20 protein-coding genes are annotated in these 19,658 nt (G+C 55.3%); 14 read left to right on the forward strand and 6 right to left on the reverse strand.

Annotated elements, in window-relative coordinates; genetic code table 11:
- Positions 1-5: 5 nt before the first annotated feature.
- Both lsrK and MUU47_RS08035 read left to right on the forward strand, forming a co-directional pair.
- Complete coding sequence (lsrK, locus tag MUU47_RS08030; RefSeq protein ID WP_258987657.1) at positions 6-1,598, forward strand: autoinducer-2 kinase; 1,593 nt, start codon at positions 6-8, stop codon at positions 1,596-1,598.
- Between the two features lie 167 nt (positions 1,599-1,765).
- Positions 1,766-3,787, forward strand: a complete 2,022-nt coding sequence (locus tag MUU47_RS08035) for an NADPH-dependent 2,4-dienoyl-CoA reductase (protein WP_258987658.1) — start codon at positions 1,766-1,768, stop codon at positions 3,785-3,787.
- Positions 3,788-3,819: 32 nt separating this feature from the next.
- Here the strand turns inward: MUU47_RS08035 and MUU47_RS08040 are convergent, their stop codons facing one another.
- The 3 genes from MUU47_RS08040 to rlmG all read right to left on the reverse strand — a co-directional run bounded on the left by MUU47_RS08040 (position 3,820) and on the right by rlmG (position 5,900).
- Positions 3,820-4,233: a helix-turn-helix domain-containing protein gene (locus tag MUU47_RS08040; RefSeq protein ID WP_258987659.1), complete on the reverse strand. Its 414-nt coding sequence runs from the start codon at positions 4,231-4,233 to the stop codon at positions 3,820-3,822.
- Complete coding sequence (locus MUU47_RS08045; RefSeq protein WP_258987660.1) at positions 4,227-4,547, reverse strand: type II toxin-antitoxin system HigB family toxin; 321 nt, start codon at positions 4,545-4,547, stop codon at positions 4,227-4,229. The genes MUU47_RS08040 and MUU47_RS08045 overlap by 7 nt, the downstream gene beginning before the upstream one ends.
- Positions 4,548-4,763: 216 nt before the next feature.
- Positions 4,764-5,900 (reverse strand): 23S rRNA (guanine(1835)-N(2))-methyltransferase RlmG, encoded by a 1,137-nt coding sequence (gene rlmG / locus MUU47_RS08050; RefSeq protein ID WP_258987662.1) that lies wholly within the window; start codon positions 5,898-5,900, stop codon positions 4,764-4,766.
- Positions 5,901-5,984: 84 nt separating this feature from the next.
- Here rlmG and MUU47_RS08055 point away from each other — a divergent pair, with 84 nt between their 5' ends.
- The 4 genes from MUU47_RS08055 to sstT all read left to right on the forward strand — a co-directional run bounded on the left by MUU47_RS08055 (position 5,985) and on the right by sstT (position 10,271).
- Positions 5,985-6,485 (forward strand): M48 metallopeptidase family protein, encoded by a 501-nt coding sequence (locus tag MUU47_RS08055; RefSeq protein WP_258987665.1) that lies wholly within the window; start codon positions 5,985-5,987, stop codon positions 6,483-6,485.
- A gap of 72 nt (positions 6,486-6,557) precedes the next feature.
- Positions 6,558-7,556 carry a Gfo/Idh/MocA family protein gene (locus MUU47_RS08060; protein ID WP_258987667.1) on the forward strand — a complete coding sequence of 333 codons (999 nt, stop codon included), beginning with the start codon at positions 6,558-6,560 and terminating at the stop codon, positions 7,554-7,556.
- Positions 7,557-7,824: 268 nt separating this feature from the next.
- Entirely contained in the window at positions 7,825-8,793 is a 969-nt protein-coding gene (locus MUU47_RS08065; protein ID WP_258987668.1) for a TerC family protein, read from the forward strand.
- A gap of 233 nt (positions 8,794-9,026) precedes the next feature.
- Positions 9,027-10,271, forward strand: coding sequence for a serine/threonine transporter SstT (gene sstT, locus MUU47_RS08070; RefSeq protein ID WP_258987670.1), 1,245 nt, complete (start codon positions 9,027-9,029; stop codon positions 10,269-10,271).
- Between the two features lie 24 nt (positions 10,272-10,295).
- Here the strand turns inward: sstT and MUU47_RS08075 are convergent, their stop codons facing one another.
- The 3 genes from MUU47_RS08075 to uxaC all read right to left on the reverse strand — a co-directional run bounded on the left by MUU47_RS08075 (position 10,296) and on the right by uxaC (position 13,854).
- Positions 10,296-10,862: a YgjV family protein gene (locus MUU47_RS08075; RefSeq protein WP_258987671.1), complete on the reverse strand. Its 567-nt coding sequence runs from the start codon at positions 10,860-10,862 to the stop codon at positions 10,296-10,298.
- Between the two features lie 73 nt (positions 10,863-10,935).
- On the reverse strand, positions 10,936-12,423 hold the full coding sequence (locus MUU47_RS08080) for a UxaA family hydrolase (RefSeq protein WP_258987672.1): 1,488 nt from the start codon (positions 12,421-12,423) through the stop codon (positions 10,936-10,938).
- An 18-nt stretch (positions 12,424-12,441) separates the two neighbouring features.
- Entirely contained in the window at positions 12,442-13,854 is a 1,413-nt protein-coding gene (uxaC, locus tag MUU47_RS08085; RefSeq protein WP_258987673.1) for a glucuronate isomerase, read from the reverse strand.
- A gap of 465 nt (positions 13,855-14,319) precedes the next feature.
- On the opposite strand from uxaC, the gene MUU47_RS08090 reads away from it, so the two are divergent.
- The 8 genes from MUU47_RS08090 to MUU47_RS08125 all read left to right on the forward strand — a co-directional run bounded on the left by MUU47_RS08090 (position 14,320) and on the right by MUU47_RS08125 (position 19,437).
- Complete coding sequence (locus tag MUU47_RS08090; protein WP_258987674.1) at positions 14,320-15,615, forward strand: MFS transporter; 1,296 nt, start codon at positions 14,320-14,322, stop codon at positions 15,613-15,615.
- A 119-nt stretch (positions 15,616-15,734) separates the two neighbouring features.
- On the forward strand, positions 15,735-16,511 hold the full coding sequence (gene exuR / locus MUU47_RS08095; protein WP_258987675.1) for a transcriptional regulator ExuR: 777 nt from the start codon (positions 15,735-15,737) through the stop codon (positions 16,509-16,511).
- A gap of 314 nt (positions 16,512-16,825) precedes the next feature.
- Entirely contained in the window at positions 16,826-17,488 is a 663-nt protein-coding gene (gene yqjA, locus MUU47_RS08100; protein ID WP_258987676.1) for a DedA family general envelope maintenance protein YqjA, read from the forward strand.
- 2 nt (positions 17,489-17,490) lie between these two features.
- Positions 17,491-17,877 (forward strand): EnvZ/OmpR regulon moderator MzrA, encoded by a 387-nt coding sequence (gene mzrA / locus MUU47_RS08105; RefSeq protein ID WP_258987677.1) that lies wholly within the window; start codon positions 17,491-17,493, stop codon positions 17,875-17,877.
- Between the two features lie 149 nt (positions 17,878-18,026).
- Positions 18,027-18,395 carry a DUF1090 domain-containing protein gene (locus tag MUU47_RS08110; RefSeq protein ID WP_258987678.1) on the forward strand — a complete coding sequence of 123 codons (369 nt, stop codon included), beginning with the start codon at positions 18,027-18,029 and terminating at the stop codon, positions 18,393-18,395.
- A gap of 40 nt (positions 18,396-18,435) precedes the next feature.
- Positions 18,436-18,741, forward strand: coding sequence for an ElaB/YgaM/YqjD family protein (locus MUU47_RS08115; RefSeq protein ID WP_258987679.1), 306 nt, complete (start codon positions 18,436-18,438; stop codon positions 18,739-18,741).
- 2 nt (positions 18,742-18,743) lie between these two features.
- Complete coding sequence (locus MUU47_RS08120) at positions 18,744-19,145, forward strand: phage holin family protein (protein WP_110510502.1); 402 nt, start codon at positions 18,744-18,746, stop codon at positions 19,143-19,145.
- Positions 19,138-19,437 (forward strand): YqjK-like family protein, encoded by a 300-nt coding sequence (locus MUU47_RS08125; protein WP_258987680.1) that lies wholly within the window; start codon positions 19,138-19,140, stop codon positions 19,435-19,437. Before MUU47_RS08120 ends, MUU47_RS08125 begins: the two co-directional genes overlap by 8 nt.
- The last annotated feature ends 221 nt before the right edge of the window (positions 19,438-19,658 follow it).

Consider the following 19,658-nt stretch of genomic DNA (forward strand, 5'->3'; position numbering starts at 1 on the left):
ACGTCATGAGTTACCTTTTAGCGTTGGACGCAGGGACCGGCAGCATCCGGGCGGTGATTTTCGACCTGGCGGGCCGTCAGATTGCCGTCGGTCAGGCGGAATGGAAACACCTGAGCGTGGAAAACGTCCCCGGCTCGATGGAGTTTGACCTCAACACCAACTGGCAGCTCGCCTGTCAGTGCATCCGTCAGGCACTGGAAAACGCCCACCTGAGCGCCGCCGATATTCAGTCCGTCGCCTGCTGTTCCATGCGCGAAGGGATCGTGCTGTACGACCGCAACGGCGACGCCATTTGGGCCTGTGCCAACGTCGACGCGCGCGCCAGCCGCGAAGTCTCTGAGCTGAAAGAAATCCACGATTACCGTTTTGAATCCGAAGTGTATGACGTCTCCGGCCAGACGCTGGCGCTTTCCGCGATGCCGCGCCTGCTGTGGCTCGCCCATCATCGCCCGGATATTTATAGCAATGCCGCCACCATCACCATGATCAGCGACTGGCTGGCGGCGAAGCTTTCCGGCGAGCTGGCGGTCGATCCGTCTAACGCAGGCACCACCGGGATGCTCGATTTATTCAGCCGCGACTGGCGACCGGCGCTGCTGGACATGGCCGGGCTACGGGCCGACATTCTCTCCCCGGTGAAAGAAACTGGCAGCGTGCTGGGGGCCGTCACTAAACAGGCGGCGCAACAGTGCGGCCTGCGCATCGGCACGCCGGTGGTCATGGGCGGTGGCGACGTTCAACTGGGCTGTTTAGGATTAGGCGTGGTACGCCCCGGCCAAACCGCGATACTCGGCGGTACGTTCTGGCAACAGGTGGTCAATCTGCCGGAGGTGCGCACCGACCCGGAGATGAATATTCGCGTTAATCCGCACGTGATCCCCGGCATGGTGCAGGCCGAGTCAATTAGCTTTTTCACCGGGCTGACGATGCGCTGGTTCCGTGACGCGTTTTGCGCCGAAGAAAAACTGATTGCTGAACGGCTCGGCACCGACACCTACGCCCTGCTGGAAGAGATGGCCAGCCGCGTACCGGCAGGCTCCCACGGCGTGATGCCGATCTTCTCCGATGCGATGCATTTTAAACAGTGGTATCACGCCGCACCGTCGTTTATTAACCTCTCCATCGATCCAGAAAAATGCAATAAAGCCACGCTGTTCAGGGCATTAGAAGAAAACGCGGCGATAGTGTCGGCCTGCAACCTGGCGCAGATTTCGCAATTTTCCGGCGTCACTTTCGACAGCCTGGTCTTCGCGGGCGGCGGCTCTAAAGGCGCGTTGTGGAGCCAGATTTTAAGCGATGTCACCGGGCTGCCAGTGCGTGTGCCGGAGGTCAAAGAAGCCACCGCGCTGGGCTGCGCGATTGCCGCCGGAACCGGGGCAGGATTGTATCCCGACATGGCGAGCGCGGGCGAAAAGCTGGTCAGCTGGAGCCGGGTCTTTACCCCGAACCGCGCCCATCGCGAGCTGTACGACGGCATGAAAGAAAAATGGCAGGCGGTGTATGCCGACCAACTGGGCCTGGTCGACAGCGGTTTGACCACGTCGATGTGGCAGGCGCCTGGGCTGCAGCACGCTCCCTCTTCCCGCCGCTCACCCTAAGGGACAGCTGCGGGAGAGGGGTAGGGAGAGGAGTTTCCTCCGAGCCTCTTCCAATCTTTGAATCCCATCACAATCACCGCACTCCCCTTTTCCCTTTTTCCCCACGGGCGCTAAATTAGTAACTCATCCGACCACATAACAATAAATTTACATCTGGAAGCGCGATTATGAGCCACTATCCATCGTTATTCGCCCCGCTCGATCTGGGCTTTACCACGCTGAAAAATCGCGTCCTGATGGGCTCGATGCACACCGGGCTGGAAGAACGCCCGGACGGAACCGAAAGACTGGCGGCCTTTTATGCTGAGCGCGCCCGTCATGGCGTGGCGCTGATTGTGACCGGTGGCGTGGCCCCTGCACTTTCCGGTGTGGGAATGGAAGGCGGCGCGGTGCTAAACGATGCAAGCCAGCTGGCGCACCATCGCCCGGTTACCGATGCGGTTCATCAGGCTGGCGGTAAAATCGCGCTGCAAATTCTGCATACCGGACGCTACAGCTATCAGCCGCGTCCGGTAGCACCGTCAGCGCTGCAGGCCCCGATCAACCGCTTTAAACCTCACGCGCTGACCCATGACGAAATCCTGGTGCTGATTGACGACTTCGCGCAATGTGCGCTGTTGGCGCGGGAAGCCGGTTATGACGGCGTGGAAGTGATGGGTTCGGAGGGCTATTTAATTAATGAATTTCTTGCCGCCCGCACCAACCAACGCGACGACCAGTGGGGCGGAGACTGGACGCGACGCATGCGCTTTGCTGTGGAAGTGGTGCGTGCCGTGCGCGAACGCGTGGGCGAGGAATTCATCATTATCTATCGCCTGTCGATGCTCGATTTAGTGGAAGGCGGCGGTAATTTTGACGAAACCGTCGAGCTGGCTCAGGCCATCGAAGCGGCTGGCGCGACGATCATCAACACTGGGATCGGCTGGCATGAAGCGCGGATCCCAACCATTGCTACGCCGGTTCCGCGCGGGGCATTCACCTGGGTGACGCGCAAGCTGAAAGGCAAGGTGACGATCCCGCTGATCACCACCAACCGCATTAACGATCCGCAGGTCGCAGAAGATATTCTGAGCCGTGGAGATGCCGATATGGTGTCAATGGCGCGGCCATTCCTTGCCGATGCCGAACTGCTTTCTAAAGCGCAAAGTGGCCGGGCGGATGAGATCAACACCTGTATCGGCTGCAATCAGGCCTGCCTCGATCAGATTTTTGTCGGCAAAGTGACCTCCTGCCTCGTGAATCCGCGCGCCTGCCATGAAACCCGGATGCCGATCGTCGCGACGGCGACGAAAAAACATCTGGCCGTCGTCGGGGCCGGACCAGCTGGCCTGGCGTTCGCCGTTAACGCCGCCGCACGCGGGCATAGCGTCACATTATTTGAGGCTGCGGGGGAAATCGGCGGTCAGTTCAATATCGCCAGGCAGATCCCCGGCAAAGAAGAGTTTTATGAAACGCTGCGCTATTACCGTCGGATGATCGCGCTGCACGGCGTGAAGCTGGAGCTCAACCGCGTTGTCGGCGCAGAAGATCTCACCGACTTCGACGAAACCATTCTCGCGACCGGTATTGAACCGCGTCTACCCGATATCGCAGGCGTTGATCATCCTAAGGTGCTGAACTACCTCGACGTGCTGCGGGACAAAACGCCCGTAGGGAAGCGCGTGGCAATTATCGGCTGCGGCGGTATCGGCTTTGATACTGCAATGTATTTAAGCCAGCCTGGCGAAGCCACCAGCCAGAATATCGCCGAGTTCTGCGTGGAATGGGGGATCGACACCAGCCTGCAACTGCACGGCGGTCTACGTCCGGAAGGACCGCAGCTGCATAAAAGCCCGCGCCAGATTGTGATGCTGCAACGTAAAGCCAGTAAGCCTGGCGAAGGACTTGGCAAAACCACCGGCTGGATCCATCGCACTACCCTGCTCGCCCGCGGCGTGAAAATGTTCCCGGCGGTAAGCTATGAGAAGATCGACGATAACGGATTACATGTCACGATTGGCGGTGAACCGCAGCTGCTGGCGGTGGATCATGTGATTCTCTGCGCCGGACAAGAGCCGCGCCGGGAGTTAGCAGAGGCATTACGCGCCTCAGGAAAACCGCTGCATTTAATCGGGGGATGTGACGTGGCGATGGAGCTGGATGCGCGCCGGGCTATCGCCCAGGGCACCAGGCTGGCGCTGGAGATTTAGGGCAAACAGCTGACATCTTGCCGGTAAAGATGTCAGTCGATAAACATGGCGGGCGAAATGCCAAAACGCTTCGCCAGCTTTTTTGCATGCTCCAGCGTCAATTTTCGTTTGCCGTTGAGTACGCGAGAAACCATCGATTTACTGCCAATTTCCGGAAAATCGGAGAGGGTAAGGTTGTGCTGGTTCATCAGCGTATGGAGAACGGCAACGCCAATGGGGATTGACGCAAGCAATGTGTTGAATTCAGCGTACTCAGGTGCCGTACTCTCATAATCGGTAATATTGCGGCAAACGATATCAAGCAAAGGGTTGGAAGGGTCGTTAAGTAAAAGATACTCAACAAATTCGATCGCATCATCAAGTTGCTGAGGGTTTTGAATACCCGCCATAAAAGGAGCCGCTGATGTTAACGTCTCTCCAGCTTTCAAAATATCAGCAATCACCATGAGTGTTTCCCCTTAATACGCCAGTTAGCAGTGAACATATCGTATTCTTTGTGGCTAAAAATATGCCTGATGTAAAATTTCTGACTGTCAAAAAATATCATGGCTATAAGTCGAAGACCGTTGTGTCCAATGTCTACCACATAGTGTTTATCCAGATACTTGAAGTTATCCAGTGAAGGAACCTGGGCTCTTAGGGCTTCAGGTGTCTTAAAGTAGCCTTTGGCAATCGTTAACCCCAGCGCCGCCAGTTCAATTTTATGCTCCGGAAATTTACCTGCCGCATCCTTTAACGCTTTTTGTGCAATCACGTGCATTCTTCATCACATCCATTGACGAATTGAGGAAAGAGTAACCACAAGTTGCCAATATGGCAACACACGGCATCATAAAAGATGCGCCTAACGTAAACCTGCGGAATGAATGGCGACTAGCGAATTTGCAGAAAGTAGCGGGGGAATTTGAGATTTTGCGAGAGTGCTTTAGGAAAAACCCGACAGCCATGCGGCTATCGGGCTATGGGTGTGTCGCGTCTAGCGATTACGCCCTAATTTCACCGCTTTAAGGATCACAAACTTCTGATTGGTGGCGATGGTGGTGCAGTTGCCAAAAATCTTCTTCAGTTTATGGAAATAGTCGAGGTGGCGGTTAGCCACAATCACCAGCTCGCCGTTGATCTTCAGACAACGACGCGCGTGGTGGAACATTTCCCAGGCGATGTTATCAGTCAGCGCGTGCTGCTGATGGAACGGCGGGTTGCACAGTATTGCGTTGAAGCGGAACGGCTCGACGCCCGACAGCGCGTTGTTGATCATGAACTCGCAGCGGTCCAGCGCTTCCGGCATGTTGCTTTCAACGTTCAGTCGGCTTGAAGAGACGGCCATCGGCGATTCATCAACAAACACCACGTTTGCCAGCGGATTACGCTCCAGCAGGCTTAGGCCGACCACGCCGTTACCGCAGCCGAGGTCGACGATTTCGCCTTCCAGATCTTTCGGCAAATGCTCCATAAAGAAGCGCGCGCCGATGTCCAGCCCGGTACGGGAGAAGACGTTCGCGTGGTTATGAATGGTCCAGTTGGTGCCTTCCAGCGGCCAGCTGAGTACCTGCGGGACGTCCACCAGCGCTGGCGCGCTGAAGGTGCAGTTAATCAGACGTGCTTTTTTCCACGCCAGGGTGGTGGTGGTCGGGCCGAGGATTTTTTCGAACAGCTCCAGCGTGGAGTTGTGTACGTCACGCGCCTTCGCGCCGCCGATAATACGGGTTTCCGGCGTCACCACTTCGCGCAATGCACGCAGCTGTTGTTCCAGCAGTGCCAGCGTTTTTGGGATTTTAATCAGCACGACGGCCGGCGCCGGCGGGTATTCCCCGGTGCTGTCGCGGAACGTGACGCTGTTTTCAGCGATATCGTTGTGATGCAGGTTTTCGCGGGTCGCGAGCTCGCTTAAGTACGAGTCGCCGATGCTGTACGGCTGGTGTGCCGCCAGCGCACAGGCCAGCGCGCCAAAAGTATCGTTAAAAACGAGAACCGGGCCGCTGATGTCGGTGCCGTCCAACTGTTGCAGCAGGTATTCATCTGCCGCTTCCCACGCTTGCAGCGGGCTAACGTCGTCCGTTTCCGGGAAACGTTTTAGTGTCAGTGAACGAAAACCGTTGTCTGATTGGCTCATCGGCCCTCCTGGATGGTAAAATTCGGTGATATCCCCGATTTGGGGGCGTGAGTATACCCCTTTTTTCTACAATTCGAGACAAGCATGAGCGAACTGACGTATTTAAGCGGTTATCCCGAGCATCTTCTTAGCCAGGTTCGCACCCTTATTGCCGAACAACGCCTCGGCGAAGTACTGGAAAAGCGCTATCCCGACAAGCACGACATCACTAACGATAAGGCGTTGTGGGAATTCACGCAAAGCCTGAAAAACCGCTATATGCGCAGCGCGCCGCCGATCAATAAAGTGGCCTTCGACAACAAAATTCATGTGCTGAATAACGCCCTTGGGCTGCACACCGCGATTTCCCGCATTCAGGGCGGCAAGCTCAAAGCCAAAGCGGAGATTCGCGTCGCCACCGTTTTCCGCCAGTCCCCGGAAGCCTTTTTGCGGATGATAGTGGTTCATGAACTGGCGCATCTGAAAGAAAAAGATCACAACAAAGCGTTCTATCAGCTCTGCTGTCATATGGAGCCGCAGTACCACCAGCTGGAGTTTGATACCCGTCTGTGGCTGACCCAACTTTCGCTGCCGGGTTCTGCGTAAGCGCGCACTGGTTTTGTCATCATGGCGTGCTAAAGTGGCAAAAGGCCCCTTTTTCGGAGTACGTCAATTCTCATGATACGTTTCGCAGTCATTGGCACAAACTGGATCACCCGCCAGTTTGTCGATGCCGCCCATGAAACCGGCAAATACAAACTCACCGCCGTTTATTCCCGCAGTCTCGAGCAGGCCCAGGGCTTCGCCAGCGATTACATGGTTGAACATCTCTTTACCTCTCTCGATGAGATGGCGCAAAGCGATGCCATTGATGCGGTGTATATTGCCAGCCCGAACTCCCTGCACTTCCCGCAAACCCAACTGTTTCTCAGCCACAAAAAGCATGTGATTTGCGAGAAGCCGCTGGCGTCAAATATCGCGGAAGTGGAAGCGGCTATCGCCCTGGCGCGTGAAAACCAGGTGGTGCTGTTCGAAGCGTTCAAGACCGCCAGCCTGCCGAATTTCCTGCAGCTGCAGCAGTCGCTGAGCAAAGTGGGCAAAGTGCGCAAGGCGCTTATCAACTACTGCCAGTACTCTTCGCGCTATCAGCGCTATCTTGACGGCGAAAACCCGAACACCTTTAATCCGGCGTTCTCGAACGGCTCGATTATGGATATTGGTTTCTACTGTCTCGCCTCGGCCGTTGCCCTGTGGGGCGAACCGCATGGCGTTCACGCCAGCGCCACATTGCTGGACAGCGGCGTCGATGCGCACGGCGTGGTCGTGCTGGATTACGGTGATTTCAGCGTGACCCTGCAACACTCCAAAGTGAGCGATTCGGTGCTGCCGAGCGAAATCCAGGGCGAAGAAGGTTCGCTGGTTATCGAGAAAATATCCGAATGCCAGAAGGTTTCCTTCGTGCCACGCGGCGGCAAGGCGCAGGATCTGACTCAGCCGCAGCATATCAACACCATGCTGTACGAGGCGGAGCTGTTTGCGCGTCTGGTCGAAGAGAATGAAGTGAATCATCCAGGGCTGGCGGTGAGCCGCATCACCTCAAAGCTCGCCACCGAAATTCGTCGCCAGACCGGCGTCGTGTTCCCGGCGGACGGAGTGAACGAAACGCTTCCCGCGTAAAGCTGTGTAAAACAGAGGTTATGGGCCATTGACGCCATCAATGGCCTGTAATATTTTGTCACACGCAAAGGGGAGTAACTTGTTTGCCGGTGGATCGTCATGACGATGCGAAAGCATCCGGTTGCCGGGCAACAAAAAAGAAATTTACTGTAGATTTCTTTTTTGTTGTAAGTGAGACCTTGCCGAAAGGCGAGGTCCGGGCAAAAAATCCTGCAACGGCTATCGTCTTTTGGACGTTAGCCGTTTTTTTTTGCTTATGGGATAGATTATGAACACTGTTGGAACTCCATTACTTTGGGGCGGATTTGCTGTTGTGGTCGTCATAATGTTGGCGATTGATCTGCTGCTACAAGGGCGGCGCGGCGTGCAAACCATGACCATGAAACAGGCGGCCAGTTGGTCGCTGGTGTGGGTTACGTTGTCGCTGCTGTTTAACCTCGCTTTCTGGTGGTACCTCGCTCAAACCCAAGGCCGTGCGGTTGCTGACCCGCAGGCGATGGCTTTCCTTACCGGTTATCTGATTGAGAAAGCGCTGGCGGTCGATAACGTCTTCGTCTGGCTGATGCTGTTTAGCTACTTTGCAGTGCCGCCGGCGTTGCAGCGTCGGGTGCTGATTTACGGCGTACTGGGCGCGATTGTGCTGCGTACGATCATGATCTTCACCGGCAGCTGGCTGATTTCTCAATTCGAATGGCTGCTGTACGTGTTCGGCGCGTTCCTGCTGTTCACCGGGGTGAAAATGGCGCTGGCGAAGGAAGACGACGCAGGCATTGGCGACAAGCCGCTGGTGCGCTGGATCCGCAGCCATCTGCGCATGACCGATAACATCGAGAATGAGCACTTCTTCGTGCGCAAAAACGGCCTGCTGTACGCTACGCCGCTGCTGCTGGTGCTGATCCTCGTCGAACTGAGCGATGTGATTTTCGCGGTAGACAGCATTCCGGCTATCTTCGCGGTGACCACTGACCCGTTCATTGTGCTGACCTCGAACCTGTTCGCAATCCTCGGTCTGCGTGCGATGTACTTCCTGCTGGCAGGCGTGGCGGAGCGCTTCTCGATGTTGAAGTACGGCCTGTCGATTATCCTGGTGTTTATTGGCATCAAGATGCTGCTTATCGACCTCTACCACATCCCCATCGCGATTTCGTTGGGCGTGGTCTTCGGTATTCTGGTGTTAACGCTGCTGATTAACATGTGGGTCAACCACCAGCACGACAAAAAGAACATCGCAAATTAAGCCCTGAATATGTCAGACGGCCCGATTTACGCGGGCCGTTTTTTTGTGGTTTATGTCAATTAAATGTTAATCATCAGTTAAAAAATCAGATCCACCCGAAATATTCAGCAGGTTCCCCTTCCCCGAAGCCAGAACATCCTTATACTCATCCATGCAAACATTTGTTACATCCTGTCAAATGCGACCAAAGAGCCGCCGGGATGGAACCACATTACGACCGAAGGAAAAGTTAAATGACTACGCAACGCCCCTCTGGCTTGCTTCAGCGTCTCGCTGAAGGCAGCCTTGTAAAACAAATTCTGGTGGGTCTGGTCCTGGGTATTCTGCTGGCCTGGATTTCTAAGCCTGCTGCGGAAGCCGTTGGTCTGTTCGGGACGCTGTTCGTCGGCGCTCTGAAAGCCGTGGCCCCGGTGCTGGTTCTGATGCTGGTTATGGCGTCTATCGCTAACCACCAGCACGGTCAGAAAACCAGTATTCGCCCAATCCTGTTCCTGTATCTGCTGGGTACTTTTGCCGCCGCGCTGACCGCAGTGCTGTTCAGCTTCGTGTTCCCGTCCACCCTGCACCTGAGCACCGGCGCGGCCGATATCACGCCGCCGTCTGGCATTGTTGAAGTGCTTCGCGGCCTGCTGATGAGCATGGTGGCCAACCCGATTAACGCGCTGCTGAACGCCAACTACATCGGTATTCTGGTGTGGGCCGTAGGCCTGGGCTTCGCGCTGCGTCACGGCAATGAAACCACTAAAAACCTGGTTAACGACGTATCTAACGCGGTCACCTTTATGGTGAAAGTGGTGATTCGCTTTGCGCCGATCGGGATTTTCGGTCTGGTCGCGTCTACGCTGGCAAGCACCGGTTTCGAAACGCTGTGGGGCTACGCCCAACTGCTGGTCGTGCTGATTGGCTGTATGCTGCTGGTGGCGCTGGTGATTAACCCGCTGTTGGTGTTCTGGAAGATTCGCCGCAACCCGTATCCGCTGGTACTGATGTGCCTGCGTGAAAGCGGCGTTTATGCCTTCTTTACCCGCAGCTCTGCCGCCAACATTCCGGTGAATATGGCGCTGGCTGAAAAGCTGAACCTGGATCGGGATACCTATTCGGTGTCGATTCCGCTGGGTGCGACCATCAACATGGCAGGCGCGGCGATCACCATCACCGTGCTGACCCTGGCGGCGGTGAATACGCTGGGTATTCCGGTTGACCTGCCAACGGCGCTGCTGCTGAGCGTGGTTGCGGCCCTGTGTGCCTGTGGCGCGTCGGGTGTGGCGGGAGGGTCTCTGCTGTTGATCCCACTGGCGTGCAACATGTTCGGCATCCCGAACGATGTGGCGATGCAGGTTGTTGCCGTCGGCTTTATCATCGGCGTGCTGCAGGATTCCTGCGAAACTGCGCTGAACTCTTCCACCGACGTGCTGTTCACCGCCGCGGCCTGCATGGCTGACGACGAGCGTCTGGCGAAAGACGCCCTGCGCGGCTAATCCCCTGCTATTCCAGCCCTTCTGCTAACGAGTGGAAGGGCTTTCTTCCTGCAATCCCGCCTGAATTTCACTTTCCACTTTAAACGGGTCAATCCCACGTTTTTGCATTCGCCAGAAGCGGATGATGTTCAGGCCGTTCATGACCAGAAAACTCCCTTCAATCAGCGTGCCGCCGATCGAACCAAGCCAGAAGTTATGCGCCACCCAGCAGGCCGTTGAGCACCAGATGATGCAGCGCATCGTCAGGCCCTGACAGCGAAACAGCGCCCAGGTGCTGACCAGCGTACCGGCGACGGGCAGCAGTTCCATTGGATGATGAAATTTAGCCAGGCCAATCCCGGCGGTCAGCACGATAAACAGCGTCATGACCCACAGGCTACGGGTGCGCAGGGTGATAAGCGTTCGGATGGCGTTAAGCATGGCGCTGGAGCCCGCCGGAAACGCGCCCATCAGGAAGAAATGCACGCCGATAATGGCGCTGTAGACGGAAAGCTGCTTTTTGAATCGGCGCTCATCGCGGTTGATAAACGTCGTGATACCTACCAGAAAGGCGATGACTCCAACGCCCTGGGCTAGCCAATACGCGGTCATGGTAAATCCTTTGAATGACACAGAAAAAGAAACGGCGCTTCATTTATGAAACGCCGTTTTAGCTTAGCGAGGATTAGAGCGTGACGCCAGACTTAAAGATAGCCAGTTCACGGAAATCATTCTTTTCATTACAGGTCTGCTTGCCGTTGGCGAATTCCACGATGGTATCGACAAATTCAGTCAGCACGTCCGGCATCGCTTTACCGTGGATTAGCTGCCCCGCATCGAAGTCGATCCAGTGCTTTTTCTTCGCCGCCAGTTCGCTGTTGGTGGCGATTTTCACCGTCGGCACAAAACCACCGTACGGCGTGCCGCGCCCGGTGCTGAACAGCACCATGTGGCAGCCTGCCCCGGCTAATGCGCTGGTCGCGACCGCATCGTTACCCGGAGCGCTCAGCAGGTTAAGACCGTGGGTTTTCAGGCGCTCGCCGTAGCGCAGTACGTCAACCACCTGGCTGGAACCCGCTTTCTGCGTGCAGCCCAACGATTTCTCTTCCAGCGTAGTTATCCCGCCCGCTTTGTTGCCCGGCGATGGGTTTTCGTAAATAGGCTGGTTGTGCGCGATGAAGTACTGTTTGAAATCGTTGACCATGGTGACTGTCTTTTCAAACGTGGCCTCGTCGCGGCAGTGGCTCATCAGGATCTGTTCGGCGCCGAACATTTCCGGCACTTCGGTCAGAACGGTGGTGCCGCCGTTGCCAATCACATAATCAGAGAAACGCCCCAGCATGGGGTTGGCGGTGATGCCGGAAAGGCCGTCGGAACCGCCGCATTCCAGTCCAAACTTCAGCTCGCTGAGTTTGCCTGGTTCGCGTTTGTCGTGACGCATGACGTCATAAAGCTGATGCAGTTCTTCAAGGCCCGCTTCCACTTCGTCGTCCTGCTTCTGGCAGATCATGAAGTGCACGCGATCGGCGTCAAATTCGCCCAGCGTTTCACGGAACGCATCGACCTGGTTGTTCTCACAACCGAGGCCAATCACCAGCACCGCCCCGGCATTCGGATGACGCACCATGTTTTGCAGCATGGTGCGGGTGTTGATGTGATCGTCGCCCAGCTGCGAACAGCCGTAGGTGTGGCTGAACAGGAACACGCCGTCGGTGCCTTCGGCATCGTTAGTCTCTTTCAGAAAACGATTCTGAATTTGACGCGCGATCCCGTTGACGCAGCCCACGGTCGGCAGGATCCACAGCTCGTTACGCACGCCAACTTCACCGTTTGCACGACGATAAAGCTGCACGTCGCGATCGCCTGCCGGGCTCAGTTCCGTCTGAAGGTCTGGTTGATAGCTGTACTCGTCCAGATCACTGAGATTGGTGCGCGTGTTGTGGGAATGAATGTGTTCCCCTGGCGCAATGTCCGTCAGCGCATGACCAATCGGCAATCCATATTTAACGACGTTTTCACCCTTCGCAATCGCGAACAGAGCAAACTTATGCCCGCGCACGACATCGGACTGCAGGCGTACCGTCTGACCTTCCACGGTCACTTCCTGCCCCGCGGCGATATCAGTCAGCGCGACGACGACATTGTCCAGCGAATGGATTTTGATGTATTGCATATCAACCAACCTCGGGCATTAGTTCAGTTCAATGGCGAAGTAATCACGCGCATTGTTAAAGCAGATATTTCTCACCATCTCGCCCAGCAGCTGAATATCCGCCGGCGCTTCACCCGCAGCCACCCAACGGCCAATCATCTGGCACAGGATGCGACGGAAGTATTCGTGGCGGGTATAGGACAGGAAGCTGCGGCTGTCGGTCAGCATGCCGACAAAGCGGCTCAGCAGGCCGAGCTGTGCCAGCTGGGTCATTTGACGTTCCATGCCGTCTTTCTGATCGTTGAACCACCAGCCGGAACCGAACTGCATTTTGCCCGGCATCCCTTCACCCTGGAAGTTGCCGATCATGGTGCCAAGCACTTCGTTATCGCGCGGGTTCAGGCAGTACAGAATGGTTTTTGGCAGCAGGTTTTCTTCGTTCTGCTTGCTCAGCAATTTTGACAGTTCTTCCGCCAGCGGACGGTCGTTGATGGAGTCGAAGCCCACATCCGCGCCCAGCAGTTTGAACTGACGCTGGTTGTTATTGCGCAGCGCACCAATGTGGTACTGCTGCACCCAGCTGCGACGCGCATATTCACCGCCAAGCCAGACCAGCACCGCGGTTTTGAACTGCGCGACGTCGTGCTCGCTCAGCGTTTCACCGGACAGACGACGCGCCAGAATAGCGTCGAGTTCAGCGTCGGTGGCGTCAGCAAACAGCACGACGTCCAGCGCGTGATCCGACACTTTACAGCCGTGAGCGGCAAAGTGATCCAGACGACGGCTCAGCGCCGTTTGCAGATCGCTGAAGCGACGGATGTCGGTGTCAGACACTTCACCCAGTTTCGCCATGTAATCGTTGAAGGTCGCCTGTTCAATGTTGAAGGCTTTATCCGGGCGCCAGCTCGGCAGCACTTTCACGTCGAAAGAGGTGTCTTTCGCCACGGTAGCGTGATGTTCCAGCGAATCAATCGGATCGTCGGTGGTGCCGACCATCTTCACGTTCATCTGCTTCATGATCCCGCGAGCGGAAAACTGATCCTGCGCGAGCAGATCATTGCATTGATTCCAGATCTCGTCGGCAGTGTTTGGCGACAGCAGTTTGCCGGTGATGCCGAACGGACGACGCAGTTCGAGGTGTGTCCAGTGATACAACGGGTTACCAATGGTGTGCGGCACGGTGGCGGCCCACGCGTCAAATTTTTCACGGTCAGAAGCATCGCCGGTACACAGACGTTCAGCCACGCCGTTGGTACGCATTGCGCGCCATTTGTAGTGATCGCCTTTCAGCCAGATGTCATACAGGTTTTTGAAACGGTAATTTTCGGCAACCTGCTGCGGCGGAAGGTGGCAGTGGTAGTCGAAAATCGGCTGATCTTTGGCGTAGTCATGGTACAGACGGCGGGCAAATTCGGTGTCGAGCAGGAAATCTTCGGTCATAAACGGAGTCATTATCGTCTTCCTCTAAAAGAGTGCGTCAGATGCTTAACTGCAATGCTGCAAAGTTATCACACCAATTTCCAGTCCCTAAAGATTTTTTCGTGAGTCAGATCAATAAAAGCCGACAAAAAAAGTACCCAAAAAGAAGTAAATCCTTCACCAGGCCCCGCCATTACTGGCTCTACGCAGCGCCAATAAAGACCTTACTGTTATTCCAGCATTTGTGACGGTTCTCACCTTTTAAAGTTGTATGACAAGTTATCGTTTACCCCGTCGCAACCTATAAGCCGAAGGAATGCATTAACGATGATTCAGTCATCGGAATTACCGGTACGGATACCGAATTCGCAGAATTATTAATGGCAAGGTTCGGGCCGTTACAGGAAATCTGTTACGCCCCCCGTTACTTAAACATCCTCCTCTACCCAGGAAGATGACCGCGCAGCGCGCGGATAAAACAAAATGACGAGGTTTTACATGCGTAAGATTAAAGGGTTACGTTGGTACATGATTGCACTGGTGACGTTGGGCACCGTGCTCGGCTACCTCACTCGTAACACCGTGGCGGCCGCTGCGCCGACCTTTATGCAGGAACTGCATATTTCCACTCAGCAATACTCTTACATCATCGCCGCCTATTCCGCTGCTTATACCATTATGCAGCCGGTTGCAGGCTACGTGCTTGACCTGTTAGGGACTAAGGTTGGCTACGCGGTGTTCGCCGTTCTGTGGGCATGTTTCTGCGGGGCGACTGCGCTGGCAGGCAGTTGGGGCGGTCTGGCCGTGGCGCGTGGTGCTGTCGGTGCAGCAGAAGCGGCAATGATCCCGGCCGGTCTGAAAGCCAGCTCCGAATGGTTCCCGGCGAAAGAACGTTCCGTTGCCGTCGGCTACTTCAACGTCGGTTCCTCCATCGGCGGGATGATTGCGCCGCCGTTGGTGGTGTGGGCTATCGTCATGCACAGCTGGCAGATGGCGTTCATTATCTCCGGTGTCCTGAGCTTCGCATGGGCAATGGCCTGGCTGATATTCTACAAACACCCACGTGACCAGAAAAAACTGACCGAAGAAGAACGTGAGTACATCATCGGGGGTCAGGAAGCGCAGCATCAGACCGATAATGGCAAAAAAATGTCGGCCTGGCAGATTATCCGTAATCGCCAGTTCTGGGGTATCGCGCTGCCACGTTTCCTGGCAGAACCGGCCTGGGGTACTTTCAACGCCTGGATCCCCCTGTTCATGTTTAAAGTCTATGGCTTTGACCTGAAACACATTGCGATGTTTGCGTGGATGCCAATGCTGTTTGCTGACCTCGGTTGCATCGTCGGCGGCTATCTGCCACCGCTGTTCCAGCGGAAGTTCGGCGTGAACCTGATTGTTTCCCGTAAGCTGGTCGTCACCATGGGTGCTGTCCTGATGATTGGTCCGGGCCTGATTGGCCTGTTCACCAGCCCTTACGTTGCGATTGCCCTGCTATGCGTCGGTGGCTTTGCTCACCAGTCACTGTCCGGTGCGCTGATTACTCTTTCTTCCGATGTCTTTGGCCGTAACGAAGTGGCTACGGCGAACGGCCTGACCGGCATGGCAGCATGGACCGCAAGTACACTGTTTGCGCTGGTTGTGGGTGCGCTGGCCGATACGCTGGGCTTCAGCCCATTGTTCGCGGTACTGGCAGTGTTTGACCTTATCGGTGCGGTCATTATCTGGACCGTGCTGCAGAACAAACCAGCAGCCGAAACCGCACACGCCGTTGGCGGGACTGCAACGCAAAGCTAAACCTTGCTACACCTGCTTTAAAGCCGCCTTCCGGGCGGCTTTTTGCCGTGAAGATGGTGGTGAGTTTTGCGTAAAAGTGGTATAACAAATCCTCATGCCATACCCTGCCTGGAGCGAATATGGAAATCACGGAATCACGCCGTTTATATCAACAGCTTGCCGCTGATCTGAAAAATCGTATTGAGCAAGGCGTTTATCTTGTGGGCGACAAACTGCCTGCAGAGCGTTTTATTGCCGACGAGAAGAACGTCAGCCGCACGGTGGTTCGTGAAGCCATTATCATGCTGGAAGTCGAAGGCTACGTTGAAGTACGCAAAGGCTCTGGTATTCATGTCATCTCCAATACCGCGAAGCATTACCACGCTCCGGACGAGTCCCTTGAGTTTGCCAACTACGGTCCGTTCGAACTGCTTCAGGCCCGTCAGCTTATTGAAAGTAATATCGCCGAGTTCGCCGCCACTCAGGTGACGAAACAGGACATCATGAAGCTGATGGAAATTCAGGAGAATGCGCGCAAAGAGAAGTGCTTCCGCGACTCCGAATGGGATCTCCAGTTCCACGTCCAGGTTGCCCTGGCAACACAAAACACCGCGTTAGCGGCGATTGTCGAAAAAATGTGGACTCAGCGCGTGCATAACCCGTACTGGAAAAAACTCCACGACCATATCGATCTGCGCACGGTGGATAACTGGTGTGACGATCATGACCAAATTCTGAAAGCGCTGATCCGCAAAGACCCACACGCTGCAAAACTGGCGATGTGGCAGCATCTGGAAAACACCAAACTGATGCTGTTTAACGAAACCAGCGATGATTTCGAATTCAATGCTGACCGTTACCTGTTTGCCGATAATCCGGTGGTTCACCTCGATACCGCCGCCAACGGCGCGAAATAAGATTTACTTACCCCCGATGAGAGATCGGGGGTAAGTAAATCCACTATAGTGTCAGCCTGTGTAAAATCCCTCGCCTCTCCCCTCTTCAGAAAGCAAAATCAACCCGCAACAAACTGCAATTTCTGTGACGTTAAATCAGCGCTTTTGTTACACTTAGATGCATTTTGTCGTTGGCGAGTCGGGCGTGCCTGATTCGCGTAAACATGGATAAGTTCAGAGCGTGTTGCCAGCGTCCATAATCAATCAATAACAACTGACGTCCGGCAGAAAAACGCGTTCAGGCATGACATTAATCGATGTACCAGGAATCGTGAATGGAACTGTTAACCCAATTACTCAATGCCTTGTGGAGCCAGGATTTCGAAACCCTCGCCAACCCCTCCATGATAGGTATGCTCTACTTCGTGTTGTTCATGATCCTGTTCTTAGAGAACGGATTATTACCTGCTGCCTTTTTACCGGGCGACAGCCTGCTAGTGCTGGTCGGCGTGCTAATCGCCAAAGGTGCGATGGGTTTCCCGCTAACGCTGCTGCTGCTGACCACCGCCGCCAGCCTCGGCTGCTGGCTGAGCTACATTCAGGGCCGCTGGCTCGGGAATACGCGCATTGTGCAGAACTGGCTTTCGCACCTGCCCGCCCATTACCACCAGCGCGCACATCACCTGTTCCATAAGCACGGTTTATCCGCCCTGTTGGTCGGACGCTTTATCGCCTTTGTACGCACGCTGCTGCCAACTATCGCCGGTCTGTCCGGTCTTAGCAGCGCCCGTTTCCAGCTCTTCAACTGGTTGAGCGGCCTGCTGTGGGTGCTTATCCTGACGTCACTCGGTTATCTGCTGGGGAAAACCCCGGTGTTCCTGAAATACGAAGATGCGCTGATGTCCTGCCTGATGCTGCTGCCGGTTGTGCTACTGGTGATTGGTCTGGTCGGGTCGCTAATCGTACTGGTGAAGAAAAAATACGGTAGCCGGAGCTAAGCATGGGATTGCGGAACGTTACCTTACGCCGGTTCAGTATCAGTCTCGGCGCATTGCTCATGCTGTGCACCCTGCTCTGGTTCTGGGCCGCGATTCAGCAACGCGAGTCTACGCTTGCCATTCGTCCAGTCAGCGCCAATATCAGCATGCCTGACGGTTTCTCCATCTGGCATCATCTGGATGCTAACGGCATCCGCTTTAAGAGCATCACCCCGCAAAATGATGCTTTAGTGATTAAGTTTGAATCCAGCGACCAAAGCGCCGCCGCCAAAGAGGTGCTGGACAGAACCCTGCCCCACGGTTACATCATCGCTCAGCTTGATGATGAAGACTCGTTGGCCCCACAGTGGCTCTCCCGCCTTCGCGACACGCCGCACCGGTTTGGTTAAACCCTTCCAGGATTCTGAATCTTTTCACAGGCTTTGGTGATTTCGCATTTACTTACTATCATTGAGTAAGCGGAAGTCACCCGCATCATCTCGTCGATTGGGTGGGGCAATGTCATAACGAGCCCACAACACAAGGGAAGGTTTAACCGATGAAATACCGCATTTTTCTGGCTTTGGGCCTGGTGACAATGAGCGCTGGCGCGTTTGCGTCAACACCGTGTCAGGAGAAGGAACAGGACATCCAGCGAGAAATCCACTACGCCGAAAAACACCACAACCAAAGCCGCATTGACGGTCTGAACAAAGCGCTGCGGGAAGTAAAAGGCAACTGCAGCGACAGCAAACTTCGTGCCGATCACCAAAAGAAAATTGCTGAACAGAAAGAAGAAATCACCGAGCGTCGCCACGACCTTGATGAAGCCAAAACCAAGGGCGATGCGGACAAAATCAGTAAGCGTGAGCACAAGCTCACTGAAGCGCAGCAACAACTGAAAGCGCTGGAGTCTCGTGACTATTGATTCAATGGAAGTTTAACAAAGTACACTGGAGAACAAGATCATGGCGAAAGATACCACCTCAGAACATCTGCGTGACGAACTGAAATCCCTGGCGGATACCCTGGAAGAGGTGCTGAACTCCTCCTCAGACAAATCGAAAGAAGAACTCGGCAAACTGCGCAGCAAAGCAGAACGCGCGCTGAAAGACAGCCGCTACCGTCTGGGTGAAACCAGCGATGCCATTGCCCAACAAACCCGTGAAGCCGCTGCACGCGCTGACGAATACGTACGTGATAACCCATGGACCGGCGTGGGTATCGGCGCGGCCGTTGGGCTGGTGCTGGGTGTGCTGCTGTCGCGTCGTTAATTATGGCTGACTCACATCACTCAAACGGGCCGGGAAAAAGCGTTTTCGGCATCGGCCAGCGCATTGTCACCATCATGGTCGACATGGTGGAAACCCGTCTGCGACTGGCAGTCGCTGAGCTGGAAGAGGAGAAAGCGAACCTTTTCCAGATGCTGCTGATGCTCGGCCTGACCATGCTGTTCGCGGCATTCGGGCTGATGAGTTTGATGGTGCTGATTATCTGGGCCATCGATCCGCAATACCGGCTGAACGCCATGATTGCCACCACCGCCGTCCTGCTCCTGTTGGCGCTTATCGGCGCCGTCTGGACGCTGCGAAAAGCGCGGCGCTCAACGCTGCTACGCCATACCCGCAACGAACTGGCGAACGATCGGGCGCTGCTTGAGGATGACGAACGTGAGTAGCAAAGTGGAACTGCAGAAACGCAAAGCGTATCTGCTGAGCAAAATCCAACAGCAACGGCTGGACCTGTCCGCCAGCCGTCGTGACTGGATAGAAGCCACTGATGTCTACGATCGCGGATGGAACACGCTGCTGAACCTGCGCGCCTGGGCGCTGGTCGGCAGTAGCGTCATGGCTATCTGGTCAGTACGCCATCCACGCTTCCTGGTACGCTGGGGCCGTCGTGGTTTCGGCGTCTGGAGCGCATGGCGGCTGGTGAAAAGTACGATGCGCCAGCAGCAGTTACGCCACTGACAGCACGCTGCCCGGCGACGCCCTGTCTGCCGGGCAATATTACCCATTTCCCTTCCCCGAATTAATACTCAATATCTTTGAAGAAGATCGACAGTTTTCCTTGCTAACAATCCCCCAACGGCACGATTACACTCCTTTCCATCGACAGCAAACCCGCGGTATCCCCGCGTATTTGCACAATAAATGAATAAATCCGCCTGCGTGGTTTGAGGGAGAGTAAA

Origin of the sequence: Scandinavium hiltneri (genome assembly GCF_024764835.1) — a bacterium.
GTDB classification, from domain to species: domain Bacteria; phylum Pseudomonadota; class Gammaproteobacteria; order Enterobacterales; family Enterobacteriaceae; genus Scandinavium; species Scandinavium hiltneri.